This is a genomic window from Chryseobacterium sp. JUb7 (assembly GCF_024806495.1).
Classification (GTDB): domain Bacteria; phylum Bacteroidota; class Bacteroidia; order Flavobacteriales; family Weeksellaceae; genus Chryseobacterium.
In genome coordinates this window covers 77844-92858 of the sequence record NZ_JANUFF010000015.1, presented here as the reverse complement: position 1 = coordinate 92858, position 15015 = coordinate 77844, and the positions used below count along the sequence as shown (strand labels likewise).

General features: G+C 35.4%; 17 protein-coding genes. 4 read left to right on the top strand and 13 right to left on the bottom strand.

Annotated elements, in window-relative coordinates:
* The first annotated feature begins 18 nt into the window (after nucleotides 1–18).
* Both M2373_RS20435 and M2373_RS20430 read left to right on the top strand, forming a co-directional pair.
* A complete protein-coding gene (locus M2373_RS20435) occupies nucleotides 19–849 on the top strand; it encodes a sulfite exporter TauE/SafE family protein (RefSeq protein ID WP_259113115.1) in 831 nt (276 codons plus the stop codon).
* A complete protein-coding gene (locus M2373_RS20430) occupies nucleotides 849–1232 on the top strand; it encodes a DUF1634 domain-containing protein (RefSeq protein WP_259113114.1) in 384 nt (127 codons plus the stop codon). The genes M2373_RS20435 and M2373_RS20430 overlap by 1 nt, the downstream gene beginning before the upstream one ends.
* 1 nt (nucleotide 1233) lies before the next feature.
* Here M2373_RS20430 and M2373_RS20425 read toward each other — a convergent pair whose 3' ends face one another.
* The gene (locus M2373_RS20425; protein WP_259113113.1) at nucleotides 1234–1611 is read right to left on the bottom strand and encodes a VOC family protein; all 378 of its coding nucleotides are present in this window, start codon (nucleotides 1609–1611) and stop codon (nucleotides 1234–1236) included.
* Nucleotides 1612–1613: 2 nt separating this feature from the next.
* On the bottom strand, nucleotides 1614–2054 hold the full coding sequence (locus M2373_RS20420) for a nuclear transport factor 2 family protein (RefSeq protein WP_259113112.1): 441 nt from the start codon (nucleotides 2052–2054) through the stop codon (nucleotides 1614–1616).
* A gap of 135 nt (nucleotides 2055–2189) precedes the next feature.
* Here M2373_RS20420 and M2373_RS20415 point away from each other — a divergent pair, with 135 nt between their 5' ends.
* Complete coding sequence (locus M2373_RS20415; protein ID WP_259113111.1) at nucleotides 2190–3272, top strand: endonuclease/exonuclease/phosphatase family protein; 1083 nt, start codon at nucleotides 2190–2192, stop codon at nucleotides 3270–3272.
* Nucleotides 3273–3354: 82 nt separating this feature from the next.
* On the opposite strand, the gene M2373_RS20410 is transcribed toward M2373_RS20415, so the two are convergent.
* The 11 genes from M2373_RS20410 to M2373_RS20360 form a co-directional block, all read right to left on the bottom strand.
* Nucleotides 3355–4410: a diphosphomevalonate/mevalonate 3,5-bisphosphate decarboxylase family protein gene (locus M2373_RS20410; RefSeq protein ID WP_259113110.1), complete on the bottom strand. Its 1056-nt coding sequence runs from the start codon at nucleotides 4408–4410 to the stop codon at nucleotides 3355–3357.
* A 148-nt stretch (nucleotides 4411–4558) separates the two neighbouring features.
* Nucleotides 4559–6328 (bottom strand): long-chain fatty acid--CoA ligase, encoded by a 1770-nt coding sequence (locus M2373_RS20405; RefSeq protein ID WP_259113109.1) that lies wholly within the window; start codon nucleotides 6326–6328, stop codon nucleotides 4559–4561.
* Nucleotides 6325–7338 carry an NAD-dependent epimerase/dehydratase family protein gene (locus M2373_RS20400; protein ID WP_259113108.1) on the bottom strand — a complete coding sequence of 338 codons (1014 nt, stop codon included), beginning with the start codon at nucleotides 7336–7338 and terminating at the stop codon, nucleotides 6325–6327. The genes M2373_RS20405 and M2373_RS20400 overlap by 4 nt, the downstream gene beginning before the upstream one ends.
* Before the next feature lie 259 nt (nucleotides 7339–7597).
* Nucleotides 7598–8602, bottom strand: a complete 1005-nt coding sequence (locus M2373_RS20395) for an MvdD family ATP-grasp ribosomal peptide maturase (RefSeq protein ID WP_259113107.1) — start codon at nucleotides 8600–8602, stop codon at nucleotides 7598–7600.
* A 3-nt stretch (nucleotides 8603–8605) separates the two neighbouring features.
* Nucleotides 8606–9553: an MvdC/MvdD family ATP grasp protein gene (locus M2373_RS20390; protein WP_259113106.1), complete on the bottom strand. Its 948-nt coding sequence runs from the start codon at nucleotides 9551–9553 to the stop codon at nucleotides 8606–8608.
* 94 nt (nucleotides 9554–9647) lie between these two features.
* A complete protein-coding gene (locus M2373_RS20385; protein ID WP_259113105.1) occupies nucleotides 9648–9866 on the bottom strand; it encodes a microviridin/marinostatin family tricyclic proteinase inhibitor in 219 nt (72 codons plus the stop codon).
* Between the two features lie 32 nt (nucleotides 9867–9898).
* Nucleotides 9899–10138, bottom strand: coding sequence for a microviridin/marinostatin family tricyclic proteinase inhibitor (locus tag M2373_RS20380; protein WP_259113104.1), 240 nt, complete (start codon nucleotides 10136–10138; stop codon nucleotides 9899–9901).
* Between the two features lie 27 nt (nucleotides 10139–10165).
* Nucleotides 10166–10402 (bottom strand): microviridin/marinostatin family tricyclic proteinase inhibitor, encoded by a 237-nt coding sequence (locus M2373_RS20375; RefSeq protein WP_259113103.1) that lies wholly within the window; start codon nucleotides 10400–10402, stop codon nucleotides 10166–10168.
* A gap of 115 nt (nucleotides 10403–10517) precedes the next feature.
* Nucleotides 10518–11297, bottom strand: a complete 780-nt coding sequence (locus tag M2373_RS20370) for an alpha/beta fold hydrolase (protein ID WP_259113102.1) — start codon at nucleotides 11295–11297, stop codon at nucleotides 10518–10520.
* Between the two features lie 89 nt (nucleotides 11298–11386).
* The gene (locus M2373_RS20365; RefSeq protein WP_259113101.1) at nucleotides 11387–12106 is read right to left on the bottom strand and encodes a pyridoxine 5'-phosphate synthase; all 720 of its coding nucleotides are present in this window, start codon (nucleotides 12104–12106) and stop codon (nucleotides 11387–11389) included.
* 154 nt (nucleotides 12107–12260) lie between these two features.
* Complete coding sequence (locus M2373_RS20360; protein ID WP_259113100.1) at nucleotides 12261–13529, bottom strand: mechanosensitive ion channel family protein; 1269 nt, start codon at nucleotides 13527–13529, stop codon at nucleotides 12261–12263.
* 272 nt (nucleotides 13530–13801) lie between these two features.
* Between M2373_RS20360 and M2373_RS20355 the strand changes: the two genes are divergently transcribed.
* The gene (locus M2373_RS20355) at nucleotides 13802–14986 is read left to right on the top strand and encodes a carboxypeptidase-like regulatory domain-containing protein (protein WP_259113099.1); all 1185 of its coding nucleotides are present in this window, start codon (nucleotides 13802–13804) and stop codon (nucleotides 14984–14986) included.
* Nucleotides 14987–15015: the final 29 nt, after the last annotated feature.

The window sequence follows — 15015 nt, the reverse complement described above, 5'->3', positions numbered from 1 at the left end:
TAGTTTTATATTTGTAGCATGTCAGAAATCATTATTCTCTTCCTTGGAGCAATTTCGGCGGGACTTCTTGGTTCGCTTACGGGTTTAGGAGGAGGGGTTATCATTATTCCTTTATTAACACTGGGTTTCGGTGTTCCTATGCATTATGCAATCGGTGCTTCTCTTATTTCTGTAATCGGAACTTCTTCGGGAGCGGCAGTTGCCTTTGTGAAGGAAGGTTTTACCAATATGAGGATCGGAATGTTCCTGGAAATCGCTACCACATCAGGAGCCATTATCGGAGCTCTGGTTTCCGGAATGCTTAATCCAAATACCATTGGAATCATTTTCGCCAGCATACTTCTTCTGACTGTTATTTTAAATCTTAAAGGCAAGCCTGACCATCAGGAACCGGTAATAAAAGGAAGTTTAGAAGATAAGCTGAAACTTTACGGAACTTTTCCTGATAAAGGAGTTATAAAAAGTTATTCGGCCAAAAATACTATTCCCGGATTTTTAATGATGATGTTTGCAGGAGCAATGTCCGGACTTTTAGGAATCGGTTCCGGAGCATTAAAAGTTTTGGCGATGGACAATATGATGAGACTTCCTTTCAAAGTTTCTACGACAACAAGTAATTTTATGATCGGAGTGACGGCAGTAGCCAGCTCACTGATTTATTTTCAGAGAGGAGAAATCGTTCCTGTAATTGTAGCTCCTGTACTTATCGGAGTGGTTGTAGGAAGTTTTATAGGATCTAAAACATTAATGGTTTCCAAGACAAAAAAACTGAAAACATTCTTTGCTATTGTCATCACCATTCTGTCGATTTACATGATGTATAACGGTATTAATAAAAGCTTCAGATAATGAAAAAGAATTTCACGGATGTAGATCTGAACCGCTCGGTAGGAAACCTTCTGAGATTAGGAGTTATTTTATCTGTTGCCACTTCACTGATTGGTTTTATCAAACTGTTTCTGGAGGGTTTTAAAATGCCGAAAAAATACACTTCCCTCAACATGGGAACTTCTTCAGAAAAAGTATGGGGACAATTTTGGGATTCTCTTTGTAAAGGTGAAGGAATGGCCATTATTCAATTAGGTATTCTTCTTTTGATCTTTACGCCCCTGATGAGAATTATTTTTGCACTGATAGGCTATCTAAAAGAAAAAGACTACGTATATGTAGTCATTTCTTCTATTGTTTTAGCAATTATGGCGGTAAGTTTCTTTACAGGTTACGCGCACTAATTTATATTTCATAAAATTCTAACGGAAGCTGATCGGGATCCTGGGTAAAGAAAAATTCTTTTCCCGTAAACTCGTCGATTCTTATTTCCTCACAGGTCAGCCCTTTCTGAATTAATTCCTGACGTTTATCACTTACATTTTCAACAGAAAAAGCAAGATGTCTTAATCCACATGATTCCGGCCGGGACGGTCTTGCCGGAGGATCGGGAAATGAAAACAGTTCAATGACATAATGATCTCCGATGGCAAGATCCAGTTTATAGGACTGTCTTTCCTCACGATATACTTCACGGATGATATTCAACCCCAAAATGTCGGTATAAAATATTTTAGAGATTTCGTAATCTGAACAAATGATCGCTATATGATGAATTTTCATAATTAATTTTCACAATTTTCTTTTCTTCTGGTATCAATAAGATATTGTATTTTCCAGGTATTATTTTGTTTAACCAGTTGGAAACTATTGGCTCCGCAATGGGTAAATTTTTCTTTTAAATAAAACTGATAAGGGGTAAAAATACTCGCCAGATTACCATCTATATTAATAGAGCCTACTGTTATTTTCTCATCAAGCTCGTTTTTGGTTACTTTTGATATAGAAGCTATAAAATCTTTAACATTCTCAGTTTTAACGCTGCCGTCTTTTGCAACCGTCTGGATAATAGCAGTATCTGTAAATACAGAACCTACCAACTTAGGATCTGCATTTTTCATACCCAGAAACAAATCTTCAATAGGCTTCTGAACTTCTTCTTTCGAAGATAACTGCGCAGAGCATAGACCTGAAAAAAGCAGTCCTGCAATAATTATTTTATTCATATGATATTAATTAATCTTATTGAATAAAAATAAGGAAAAATAAGTTTCAAAAATAAGATCGATGAACAAAGTTTAAAAAACAATTCTTCGGATATCTGGATAAATGGTTTAATTTTATACGCTTATTCAATATTTATGTGGACAGCTTATCTGATTTTAACCGTATTGTTACTGATTTTAACGATACTCCCAAAAATTCAAAATCCTCACTGGATATTTCGTGTTCCCGAGTTTGGTAAAATACAAATTACTTATTTTATAGTTTTCACTTTCCTATTCGGTTTTTTTGCAGATTCTCCAAAAGGTTTCTGGTATTATCAGGCACTTTTAATCCTCCTTTTTATTCACCATGCAATAATCCTTATAAAATACACTCCTCTTTATCCGGTAAAAAAATATACCCAGGGAGCTCAGTCTTCGGAGAAGCTGAATTTTATTTCGGCCAATGTTTACCAATTCAACAGGGAATATCAGAGATTTATTAATCTGATCGAAAACAATCAACCAGATATTTTCCTTACAATGGAAAGCAATGCCGACTGGGAACAAGCGTTGCGTCCTCTCGAAAAAGAATATCCTTATCATCATAAAGTCACTCTGGAAAATACTTACGGAATGCACTTTTATTCTAAAATTGAAATCCAGAGCTCAAAAACACATTTTTTTGTCGCTGATGATATTCCAACCATCGAGGCTCATCTGGAGACTGAAGAAGGCTTCAAATTTGTTTTTTTTGCCGTTCATCCACCACCGCCGAGCCCAACGGAAGAAGAAACATCCAAAGAAAGAGATGGAGATCTGCTCAGCACAGCAAAGCAGGTAAGAAAAATATCAGATCCTGTCATTGTGGTTGGTGATTTTAATAATGTTGCATGGTCCAAATCGTCTATTCTTTTCAGAAAAACCAGTCATTTGATAGACCCCAGAATCGGACATTCTTTCGTCTCTACTTTTCACGCAAAATACAGACTTTTAAGATTTCCGATTGATTTAATGTTCCATAGTGAAGATATATTTATTAAAGATCTTAAAACACTGGAAAATTTCGGATCGGATCACCTTCCTGTGTATTGCGAATTCTTTATCGATCATCAAAATGAAGAGCAGGAAGAAAGAATAGATCATGCCACAAACGAGGAAAAAGCTCAGGCTGAAGAGATGATTCAGGAGGGTAAAAAAGAAGACGGAGACCGCGATGCAGTGGTTACTGAAGATTGATATTTCTACATAACTTCGTCAAATTAAACTAAAAAAACGGACTTTTCAGTCCGTTTTTTATATATGCATTTTATATCTACTATTAAAACTTCATTACATCCTTCACAACTCCATTATTTTGTGTATGCTGCAGTAATTCTGCCTGAATAAAAGATTTTACAGTTTCTTCAGAACCGTCATTTGGGAATAAAAGATGAACGTTTGCCCCGGCATCCAACGTAAAGAATAAAGGCAAGCCGGTTTCTTTTCTGAAGTCCCAGATTTTATTAATTACTTCCAGAGTTCCCGTTTTCATTAAAATAAAAGCAGGATCACTCATCATCATCATTGCATGAAGAGTAAGTGCTTCATGTTCCACTAATTTTATAAACGCCTGCAAATCGCCGCTTTTCAGAATTTCAATCATCGGTTCGAAATTATCTCTCGCCTCCTGAAATCTTCTTTCTGCATACGGATTTGTTTTCATCAAACCATGACCTACCGTTGACGAAACACTTTTCTCGCCTTCATGAATCAATAAAACCCAGTCATTAAAATCTTTGAAAATCTCATGAATTTCATCATCAGGATATTTCACTGCAAATAAATCTGAGCTTTCTCTTACCTGAGATTGCCCCCAAACCACTAATCCGTTATAAAGACTTCTACATGCACTTCCACTTCCCAACCTTGCTAAAAAAGAGGCTTTTTTTAACGATTCTTCATCGGATTTTTTTCCCGAAAAAGACTCATCAAGGCTCATCAGACATTTTGCAATTGCTCCGAAACCGGATGCTGAACTTGCAATTCCGGAACTGTGAGGAAATGTATTTTCAGTATTAATGATATATTTTCCCTGTAAAATCCACGGAAGATATTGTTCAATACTGTTGAAATATTTTTCTATTTTTTCAGCAAACTTCACTTCTTCATTTCCTGACAAAAAAGTTTGAACAGAAAATGGCTCATTTGCTATAAACTCCATTGTTGTATTTGTTTTACAATGACTTAATGTATAACTGATACTTGGATTTGCCGGAATCTGGTTGTCATATTTACCCCAATATTTGATCAGGGCGATATTTGACGGACAGCTTTCTGAAACTGTTTTGCTATTAATATTGAAATCTTCCTGTCCTAGAAATTCTTGTGTTGTCATAATTTTTTTAATATTCATTTGTCATCCTGAATTTTGACGGTAAAAATGTCAACCATAATTCAGAAGTGGAATTTAAGAATCTTACTTTAAATTAATCCTAAAGATACTACATAATTTACAATTTGTTCATACGCCAAACTCATAGCTGCTAATACATTTTCTCAATAATATCAGCGTACTTTTTAAGAACCACATTCCTTTTCACTTTCAGCGTTGGAGTGATTTCACCTGTATTGATATCAAATTCGGCAGGCATTAAAGTGAATTTTTTCACCTTCTCAAAGTCTGATAAATGGTGTTGTAATTCCTTAATCTTCTCCTTATAAAAATCGTGTACTTTTTCATTTTTTACGATCTCGGCCCAATTCGTAAACGGAATATTATTCTTTTTGATAAAATCTTCCAAAAACTCAAAATTAGGAACAATCAATGCCGAAACAAACTGCTTTCCTTCTGCAATCAGAACGATTTGCTGGATAAAATTATTATTTGTCAAAAGATTTTCAATCTGCTGCGGAGCGATGTATTTTCCATTGGAAGTTTTCATCAGATCTTTCAATCGGTCTGTGATGATCAGATTTCCTTTATCATCAATTTTTCCAGCATCTCCAGTTTTAAACCAGCCATCTTCAGTGAAAACTTTTTGAGTTTCTTCAGGCTTTTGATAATAGCCTTTCATAATTCCGTTTCCTCTTGCCTGAATTTCGTCACTTTCTCCGATTCGGATTTCTACCCCTGGCAGGGGTTTCCCACTTGTACCATGCTCAAAATGGGTTAACGGAAAAAGCGTCAGTGTGGCCGTAGTTTCTGTTAAACCATATCCTACAGTCACATGAATTCCTACTGACTCGAAGAACCTGGTAACTTCCGGAGACAGAGAAGCTCCCCCACATGGCAGAAACCAAAGTCGCCCGCCCATTCTTTCTTTTATTTTGCTGAAAACCAAGGTATCAGCAATAGATTCTTTTATTTTTAAACCAAAAGGAATTGGTTGTTCATTTCTTCTTAATTCTGCGGTCTGCCAGCCTGTCGCCAAAGCCCAGTCAAATATTTTTTTCTTCAGTGATGAGCCTTCTTCAGCCTTTTCAAGAACTCCGGCATAGACTTTCTGAAAAAATCTTGGTACAGCGCACATGGTCGTTGGCTTAACCTCTTCCAGTGCTTTTGCTATATTTTTCGGGTCTTCCAGAAAATAGACTCTTGCTCCTCCATACAGACACAATAAGCTCCAGCTTCTTTCAAAAACATGGCTTAACGGTAAAAATGCCAATGACAACTCTTCTTCAAAATTTTTAAACTTAAAAAACTCGAAATGAGCATCAAAAGCTTTGATAAAATTTCCATGAGTAAGCATTACCCCTTTTGGTGTTCCTGTAGTTCCTGAGGTATAAATAAGGGTCGCCACATCCTCATATTCTTTTTTGCAGATTTCAAATGTTGAAGGAGTTTTTGAAATAAAATCTTCAAGATAAAAACTATTAAACTCTTTCTTGATCCAGACTGCTTTTTTAGAAACAATAATCAACTCAAGGCTGCTGTTTTCTTTTTGCAGAATCTCAAGGCAGGCATCGTATTGTGCCTGATTACCTACTAAAATAGCTTTAGCCTGAGAATCGCTGATGATATATTCTGCCTGCTCTCCATTATTGGTTGAATAAATAGGAACAGTAATCGCTCCGACAGACATCGAAGCCATATCAAAAATCACCCATTCAGAAGAGTTATCCGAATAGATAGCGACATGGTCATTTTCCTGAATTCCTGCTTCTTTCAGTGCATTGGCTGTTTTAAAAACAATTTCACCGAACTTTTTCCAGCTGATCTCTTTCCAGGCTTCTTCTTTCTTTTTAAAGCCTATTGCAGATTTTACAGGATGTTTTTCTATATTTTTATTAATAATTGCCTCTGCAAGATTCATTTCTTCAGCTTTTTGTCGTTAATATAATTTTTGAGATGAAAATCAATACTTTCTGAAACAGGAATGAACTGATAATCAATCCTATCTTTAATTTTTTGATTGGAAATAATATTGAGTGATGAAATGGCTTCTATATTGGTTTTTGTGATCATTCTTAACGGAGGAATCAGCCATCCAAAAAGGATATTGGCCCATCTTCCGGCATTTAGCTGAAATTTTGTGAGAACTTTCGCTTCTTTTAATCCTAATTTCGGTCTGATCTGTTTCGCCAACTCTGCATATTTTTCATTTTCCGAAATAATAATAAAACGTTCACCAAAGATATTTTTTTCCATCAGCTCTATGGAAATTTTGGCGACATCTCTTACATCTGCGTAGCTTGTTCCTCCGGAAAATGTAAATCCGTTTTTTTCAAAAGTCGGAAAAATATCACCACTGCTCTGGCCCCAGTTTCCACTACCTATGATCATTCCTGGATTTACAATGACTGTGTTCAAACCTTCTGCAGAGGCTCTCCATACCTCCATTTCAGAAAGATGTTTTGAGATCGCATAAGCAGAGTGTTCTTCTTTCGGATTAAAATCTGAACTTTCGTCTAATTCCCCTTTTTCATTAAAAAGATCCAGAACTGCAATACTGCTGACATGAAGAAATTTTTTAACCTCAGAACCCTCACAGGCAAATAATAAATTTTCGGTACCTTTTACATTGGTATGGTACATTTCTTTATCATCTTTAGGATTGAACCCTACTTTTGCAGCACAATGATATACTTCATCGACTCCTTTCAAAGCATCCTGCAAAGAATGAATATCATCAAAATCTACATTTACCCATTCAATTTTATTAAAAAAATCATCTGGATTTTCCGTATAAAATGTATAGGAATGTCTTACTTCGTTTACATTACTTGCAGGTCTTTTGGCAGCACGTACTTTTTTGCCCTTTTTAAGAAGCTCCAAAACAATTACTCTGCCCAAAATTCCGGTGGCACCCGTTACAAAAACCATCAAATTATATTTCTGCTTGATTATTGACTAAAATATGATAATATTTTCTATCCGGCAATTCTTCATTTTCATGAAAAAAATTACTCGAAAATAGCATCTGCAAATTTGCGATTTTTAAAGGAGAATCTCATCTTAATTTGTTATTTAATTCCCTTTATACCTGATAATATAAGTTTTGGCTGAAGCCATTGAATTTCAGAGAGGTTAAAAGCGGGCTAAAGCCCGCTCAGTTATTATTTAGTGATTGAATGCTATTATTTTACACTAAAATCATATTATTTCTTCTCGGTGCCTTATCACATAGAACATCGGCAATACTTTTTGAAATGAGGTTTCCTTCTGTAAGATTGTCCAGCCAGAAAAACTCACCTGCAGCATTGATTTCAATGAAAAAATATTCGTCTTCAGGGGAAACAATAATATCCAGAGCTCCGTAATCAACATTATAAACATCTAAAAGCTCCAGTACTTTTTCTTCAATATCTTTCGGAAGCTCTGTCGGCTGCCATTTATCAATTAAATTGACTCCGTCTTTCCGCCAGTCTACCTTAGCATCTTCAAACTGCTGGGAATCAATTTCAAAAGCATACACATCGCGGCCAACTACCGTCACGCGAAGTTCTTTTTTCTTCTGAATCATTTTCTGAAACTGCATCGGACAATATAAAAGAGAATCAATTTCTTCTAATCTATCTTCTTTAACCACATTCGTAAATACGACACTTTCAATTCCGTCTTCATAAATGGCAAATCCGGTTTGCATTTTTGCCACTACATTCTGATGTTTAATGATAAACTGTCTCGCATGATCAGGATTATTGGTCAGGCAGGTTTCAGGAACTTTAAATCCTATTTTATCGGCAATTTTCAATTGTTCCTCTTTACTGTCCAGTCTTCTGTAAACACTTGGTTTTCCTAAAGAATAAACATCAATAGATTCTAAAAACCCGAAAAGTGTATTACGGATCTCTCCCATCGCTGCACCGTAGAATTTGGAATCAAGCTCTTCCTTCAGACCATCCCCGATATTGTAAGCTCTTCTGTACCATACGGCAGCGATATCATCAAGACGATGTTTTTTATCAGCAGTTTCCAGAACACTGATCCACTGACCGTCTTCAAAAATCGTTGATAATTTATTTTGTAAAGGATAAAGATCTACATCGAAGCGGACTACTTCACAATTATTTTTTTCGATGTATTCTGTTACTTTTTGGATTGAAAAGTTATCTCCTGTGTGGGTAATTATTAAAATTTTGTTCATTGGTTATTGTATTCTTTTAATAAGATAATCAGCTATTTTTTGTGCAATAGGGAAATTCAGGTCTTTTTGCAGCATTCCCCATTCTCCCTGCGGATTTACTTCCAGAAAATGATAATTTCCGTCTCTGCCTTTAATCATATCGATCGCTCCCAGATAAAGACCCATCTCATTCATCATGGAGGTCAAATTGTATTTAATATCTTCCGGCAACTCGTAAACAGACCAAAAGAAACTTTCATGATTGACTCTCCAATCTGCATTTTCGCTGTTATTAATTTTTCCGGTAAAAAATTCACCATCCACATAAACGATTCTGAGCTCATATTCTTTTTCAATATAAGGCTGAAAAATCATGGGACAATAAGCAATATCGGCAAGATGCTCAAGGTTCTCTTCCTCAATAATCGTTGTTGAAAGAAAATTTTCTCCATTCATCGATTTTTTGATGGCTCCATGTAGCTTTGCCACAGCTTTTCCATGACAATATTCGCGGAAGAAAGTTAATATTTTCTCTTCATCATTAGAAAAAAGAGTTTTGGGAATATGGAGGTTATGTTTTTGAGCTATTTTAAGCTGGAACATTTTATTTCCGTCAATTTTTGCTTCTTTTCCAAAAGGGTTGATCCAGGGAAGATCTTCCAATACGGTAAAAAGGTTATAACGCAGACTTCCGTATTCTTTCAGAAATATTTTCTCATATTCTTCATCCAGCTCTTCAGGAACTGCAATTCCCCAGGATTTTCTGTGCCAGACTGCCTTAATATCTTTTGAACTGATGCTTGCTCCGGATTCATCAGTCAGTTCAAATGAATCTTCATTAATATTTATTTTCTGAAGATTGTTGAGATGATCTGAATTGAGCCTGAAATAAGGAATATTTTTAGAAGTAAGATATTCAAAAAACAGATCAATATTATAAAAGTCGTTTGAATGCGTAATACAGAGAATCATTTGCTACATTTTATTAAAAAAGGAAACTTAAATGCTAAGTTTCCTTTTAAATATGAATTTGTTAATATGTTCATTGATATAAACAACTCATCTTTTATACAGACTGAACGTCATCATCTCCATCAGATGGATATTTCTGCGTCTGAGCCATATCGTACTGAGGTTTTGTAACGGTATCCAATGCAGGTTTTGTAATTACATCTCTTTCAGGAATTGTAATATCTGTACCTCCTTTTACTTTTTGAGGATCTTTCAATTGTTTCTCAAGAAATGATGCAAAGAATGGTTGTTTTTTTGAATTCTTGTTTTCCATAGGAATATAAATTTGAATGTGATAGGTTTAGTTTAAATAATTTCTCCGATTTCATCGCTGTCCGACGGATATTTGCTCGTCACGTTATCAAGCCCCGGCTTTGTCAACTGATCCTGCAGCGCAGAAGTAACAGAATCTCTAAGCTGTGTTGTAGCATTATCCTGAAGTGCAGAAGTAAGTGATCCTGTACCTCCTGTAATTGTTTCAGGCTCTTTCACTTGTTTCTCAAGAAACGAAGCGAAAAAAGGTTTTTTTGAGTTTTTTTTATTCATGGTTTCCGATTAAGGGATTAGTTTACATTAAAGCTTAACGCCATCCTCATCACCGTCAGAAGGATATTTTGCGGTTACATGATCTCCGCCTGGACGTGTAACATTATCATGAATGACAGAAGTTACATTATCTTTTAAAGCATTGGTGACAGAATCTTCAAGAGCTGCTGTTGTTTCCAATCCTCCTTTCACTTTTTCCGGATCACGAATTTGTTTCTCTAAAAATGAAGCAAAGAAAGGTTTTTTTGAGTTTTTCTGTTTCATAAGTTAATATTTTTAGCAATTTGATTAAACTAAAATACAAAAATTAAGATACAGATAAAAATAAATCACCTTTTTAAGAAAATTTTAACTAAAATAGAACTACCAGAGAATCAATTTAATCCAATCCCAAAAACTCCTTCACAACTTTCGCAAAATCAACCGGATTTTCTGCCTGAACCCAATGGCCTGCATTTTTGATGGTAACAATTTTTTCCTTCGGAAACTGTTGCTTAATCGCAAATTCATCCTGTGGAAGGATATAATTAGAATTTCCTCCGGCAATGAATAAAGTATCACCATCAAAAACGCCAAATTTTATCGCATTAGAAACAAATTCGGTGTATTTTTCCGATAACGTTTTCAGATTAAATCTCCATTTTAGCTTTTTATCATCATCCCAATACAGGTTTTTTACCAAAAACTGAATGGTAGACCTCTCAGGAATATACTGGCTCAATACCGCTTCCACTTCACTTCTTGAATTTACCGTATTGAAATCCACACTTTCGAGAGCTTTAATAATTCCCTGATGATGAGGCGGATATGCTTTTGGTGAAATATCCACAACAATCAGCTTGTCAACCTTCTCCGGGTATTTTATAGCAAACTGCATCACAGCTTTTCCTCCTAGAGAATGTCCGAGAATATGAGCTTTTTCAATCCCGTAATGATTCATATAGTTGGCAATATCATCAGCAAGGTCGTCATGCGACATATCTTCGGAATGAAAACTTCTTCCATGATTCCTCAAATCAATTAAATGAACCGGTAACAATTCTCCGAGGTCCTTCCCGAAACTTCCCCAGTTGTCAAGCATTCCAAACAAACCGTGAAATACTAAAAGCGGTGTAGACGATAAATTTTCGCCAAATATTTTTGAATGTAAAATTTCCATAATTTTATAAGATGTTAGAGGTTAGAAACTAGAAATTAGTTGATACATCACAATAGTAACTTCTAATTTCTAACCTCTGGTTTCTATTTTTACCATTTTGCCAGTCTCTTCAAATAAGCCTGTACTGTATTTTCCAATCCCATATATAAAGCTTCTGAAACCAAGGCATGACCTATGGAAACTTCGAGTAGATTAGGAATTCCATCTGCAAAATATTTCAGGTTTTCCAAGCTTAAATCATGTCCTGCATTTATCCCCAGACCAAATTCGGCAGCAACAACTGCTGTATCATAGTAAGGTTTTATTGCCTGCTCTTTATTGATTAAATAATTCTTAGCATAAGCCTCTGTGTACAGTTCGATCCTGTCTGTTCCTGTTTTAGCAGCATATTCTACCAATTCCGGATTCGGATCTAAGAAAATTGAAGTACGGATTCCCGCATTTTTAAATTCCGCAATGATGTCCGTAAGAAAATCCAGATGTTTTTTTGTATCCCAGCCTGCGTTTGAAGTGATGGCATCATCAGCATCGGGAACCAATGTTACCTGCTCCGGTTTAACCTCCAACACCATATCAATAAAAGGACGGTGGGGATTTCCTTCGATATTAAATTCTGTGGTCACCAAAGGTTTCAGATCATAAACATCTTTTCTTGTAATATGTCTCTCATCAGGTCTCGGGTGAATCGTAATTCCCTGTCCTCCGAATTCCTGAATTTTAATTGCCGCTTCCGTTACACTTGGCGTTTCGCCACCTCTTGCATTTCTTATCGTTGCAATTTTATTAATGTTTACACTAAGTTTTGTCATTTTTTTATTTAGATATTAGAAATTAGATTTTAGAAGTCAGTCTACATGATTATGTAAAATTTAACCCTTAATTCTAATTTCTATTAATTTTATTTTAACTGAAAAAATTAGATTTTAAAACTAAATTCTAACATCTAACTTCTAATTTCTCTTATTACACTTTTACACTCACCTGCATTACCTGCAGATCAAATTCTTTTGAAGCAACCAGCAAATGGTCAAAAATATCTGCCTGAATCTGCTCAAAATGCGCCCATCTTGAATCATTGGTAAAACAATAGATTTCCAAAGGCAGTCCCTGAGGCGTAATATCCAGTTGACGAACCATCATGGCACCTTCCTGGTCGATATCAGGATCATTTTCTATATATTTCTGAGCATAATATCTGAAGACACCGATATTTGTAAGCTGTCTCCCATTAATTATTTTATCACTGTGCTCAATGTTTTCTTTTTCTTTTTTCAGCTCATCACTTTTTCCCTGAAGATAGTCTGAAATAAGGTTAATCTCTTTCAGGCGCTCAATTTCCTCTTCTGTTAAAAACTTAAATGAATTGATATTAAAATAAATTGATTTTTTAATTCTTCTGGTATTGGATTCCGACATCACCTGCAGATTTTTAATCTCCGTAGTCAGCAAGTCATAGGTAGGAATCGTAGAAATTGTTTTATCAAAATTATTGATTTTGGTTGTCAAAAGACTGATATCTGCAATATTACCTTCAATACTGTATTTCGGAATACTCACCCAATCTCCTACTTTTAAACTTTTTGAAGTCGCCACATGAATACCCGTCACAAATCCCAGGATCGTATCCCTGAAAACCAAGACCAGTACTGCTGTTATCGCCCCAAGACTTCCAACAATAGTAGTCCCTTTAATCCCAAATATCACACAGATCCCAACCAATGAGAATATAAAAATCCCTAAAATTTTTACAGTTTCAGAGATTGCATTCAATGCCATTATTTTATAGAAATCCTGTTTGATCACAAAATAATTTCTAAAAGCCGTCAGTGATCTGTAAAGCATTCCGGCTAGAATAAGCACCAACCCTAAATTAACACATCGGATGATAAAAATCGTTGTTTTTGGGAGGGCTGTGATCGGAAATATCGAACTGTGCATCGTTCCCACGATCGCCAATGCAGCGAAATGCGCAAGAGAATTCGTGATTTTAGACTGATAAATAGATCTTATGACCGGATATTTATTTTCATTATGAAAAAAACGAAAAATATAATTGATAACAAACTTGAAGACAAAATCAATCACTAAAAATATCGCGCAAAGTAAAAATAATTTTACAATGATATGGAAAATCCAATCCAGTCCGGGCGGCGATACACTACTGATATAAATGTAGAGTCGCTCACTCAGCTCCTGCAAAAAATTTTTGGTTTCTTGTATCTGGTCATTCATTACAGCAAATTTAGGAATTTTAAGGTTGATTTTAATTAAAACTTATCCATCAATTTTCATCCCAAAACCATTTTATATTTAGTATTTAATTAAAATTTTTAATGATCATTTTAAAAATATGAAATCTTTCACAAGCACGATTAATAAATAAAAAATTCGCTAACAATAAGCAATATCTATGAATTATTTAAAAATTAAACAATGATTTATGATTTTATATTTAATTATTTTATAAATTTGATTAAAACTAAACAAATCAAAACCAATTAGATATGAGAAAACACTACTTCCTTATTTTGTTGTGTATATTCACACTATTACTCAATTGTACCAGCGGAGATGATTCCGTACCAGTTTCTGAAAATACAGGACCTGCAGTTACAAAAACCGGAAAGCTTACCGGAAAAGTAATGTCACAAAACGGAACCAAGCCTATTGGCGGAGCTTCAGTTTTTACTTTTGATGATAAGTATAAGATCTATTACACGACATCAGACGCAGATGGAAACTTTAGTTTGGAAGCTCCGGTCGGAAATCATACCATCCATATTCAAACAGGTGATGGCAGTAATTTCCGTACTGAAATCACCGCTAATGTAAAAGATAGTGAAAATTTAAATCTTGATATCAGCCAGACCAAGCTGAATCAGGTGGCAAAAATTGCTTATGTAAAAGGTGCCTTTGATAAAATCGAAGATATTATTCAGACCTTAGGCTATACAGCTACTGAGATCACCACTACTGATCTTGGCAATCTGACAACCATTTCACAGTATGATATTATTTTCCTTAACTGTGGCTCCAGAACCAATTACTCAAATACGGCACTTTATGCCGCCATTGATACCAATCTGGCAACCTTTGTAGCTAATGGAGGGAGTATTTATGCTTCCGACTGGGATGTTTCCTATTTAGTGGGTGGTACAAACAACACCAGTAACTGTTCGCTTGCCGGAGGATTTGTTCCTGATACCAAATTATGCTCTAAAAATATCGGAAACTCAGGTGTGGTAGGTGCTACGGTAAACAATGCAGGACTTTCTGCAGCTTTGGGATTCAACACACTTAGTATTGACTATGATTTGGGCGTATGGCAAAAAATAATTAATTATGACCCAACGTATTGGGAGGTTTTGGTTAAAGAAACTTCAACAAATGATGCTTTAATGATCAGAACCAATCATTTTACAGCAACGGGTATTTCGAATACTCCGATAGGAAATGCACCCAACACGACATTTACAACGGTTTGTATTACTCTACCGGGAAATATTCAGATCAGTATTTCAGTTCCGCAGGTATTAGTTCCTTATCTGGTTGCATTGGGCGCTACAGTAGGACCTTGCTCAGGATCTTCAAACAGTGGGTATATTTATTACACAACCTTCCACAATCACGCTTCAGGAAACATCGGAAACGCGGGTGTCATTCTGCAGTATGTTATCTTAAACTTATAATAAATTTTAAACTTCAACGATAAAGTGGC

Excerpts from the sequence above, each read along its gene's own strand:
- M2373_RS20365 (WP_259113101.1), bottom strand. The coding sequence starts at position 12,106 with ATGACAAAACTTAGTGTAAACATTAATAAAATTGCAACGATAAGAAAT.
- M2373_RS20405 (WP_259113109.1), bottom strand. The coding sequence starts at position 6,328 with ATGAATCTTGCAGAGGCAATTATTAATAAAAATATAGAAAAACATCCT.
- M2373_RS20390 (WP_259113106.1), bottom strand. The coding sequence starts at position 9,553 with ATGATTCTCTGTATTACGCATTCAAACGACTTTTATAATATTGATCTG.
- M2373_RS20375 (WP_259113103.1), bottom strand. The coding sequence starts at position 10,402 with ATGAAACAGAAAAACTCAAAAAAACCTTTCTTTGCTTCATTTTTAGAG.
- M2373_RS20355 (WP_259113099.1), top strand. The coding sequence starts at position 13,802 with ATGAGAAAACACTACTTCCTTATTTTGTTGTGTATATTCACACTATTA.
- M2373_RS20360 (WP_259113100.1), bottom strand. The coding sequence starts at position 13,529 with ATGAATGACCAGATACAAGAAACCAAAAATTTTTTGCAGGAGCTGAGT.
- M2373_RS20385 (WP_259113105.1), bottom strand. The coding sequence starts at position 9,866 with ATGGAAAACAAGAATTCAAAAAAACAACCATTCTTTGCATCATTTCTT.
- M2373_RS20430 (WP_259113114.1), top strand. The coding sequence starts at position 849 with ATGAAAAAGAATTTCACGGATGTAGATCTGAACCGCTCGGTAGGAAAC.
- M2373_RS20435 (WP_259113115.1), top strand. The coding sequence starts at position 19 with ATGTCAGAAATCATTATTCTCTTCCTTGGAGCAATTTCGGCGGGACTT.
- M2373_RS20370 (WP_259113102.1), bottom strand. The coding sequence starts at position 11,297 with ATGGAAATTTTACATTCAAAAATATTTGGCGAAAATTTATCGTCTACA.
- M2373_RS20410 (WP_259113110.1), bottom strand. The coding sequence starts at position 4,410 with ATGACAACACAAGAATTTCTAGGACAGGAAGATTTCAATATTAATAGC.
- M2373_RS20425 (WP_259113113.1), bottom strand. The coding sequence starts at position 1,611 with ATGAAAATTCATCATATAGCGATCATTTGTTCAGATTACGAAATCTCT.
- M2373_RS20420 (WP_259113112.1), bottom strand. The coding sequence starts at position 2,054 with ATGAATAAAATAATTATTGCAGGACTGCTTTTTTCAGGTCTATGCTCT.
- M2373_RS20380 (WP_259113104.1), bottom strand. The coding sequence starts at position 10,138 with ATGAATAAAAAAAACTCAAAAAAACCTTTTTTCGCTTCGTTTCTTGAG.
- M2373_RS20415 (WP_259113111.1), top strand. The coding sequence starts at position 2,190 with ATGTGGACAGCTTATCTGATTTTAACCGTATTGTTACTGATTTTAACG.
- M2373_RS20395 (WP_259113107.1), bottom strand. The coding sequence starts at position 8,602 with ATGAACAAAATTTTAATAATTACCCACACAGGAGATAACTTTTCAATC.
- M2373_RS20400 (WP_259113108.1), bottom strand. The coding sequence starts at position 7,338 with ATGGTTTTTGTAACGGGTGCCACCGGAATTTTGGGCAGAGTAATTGTT.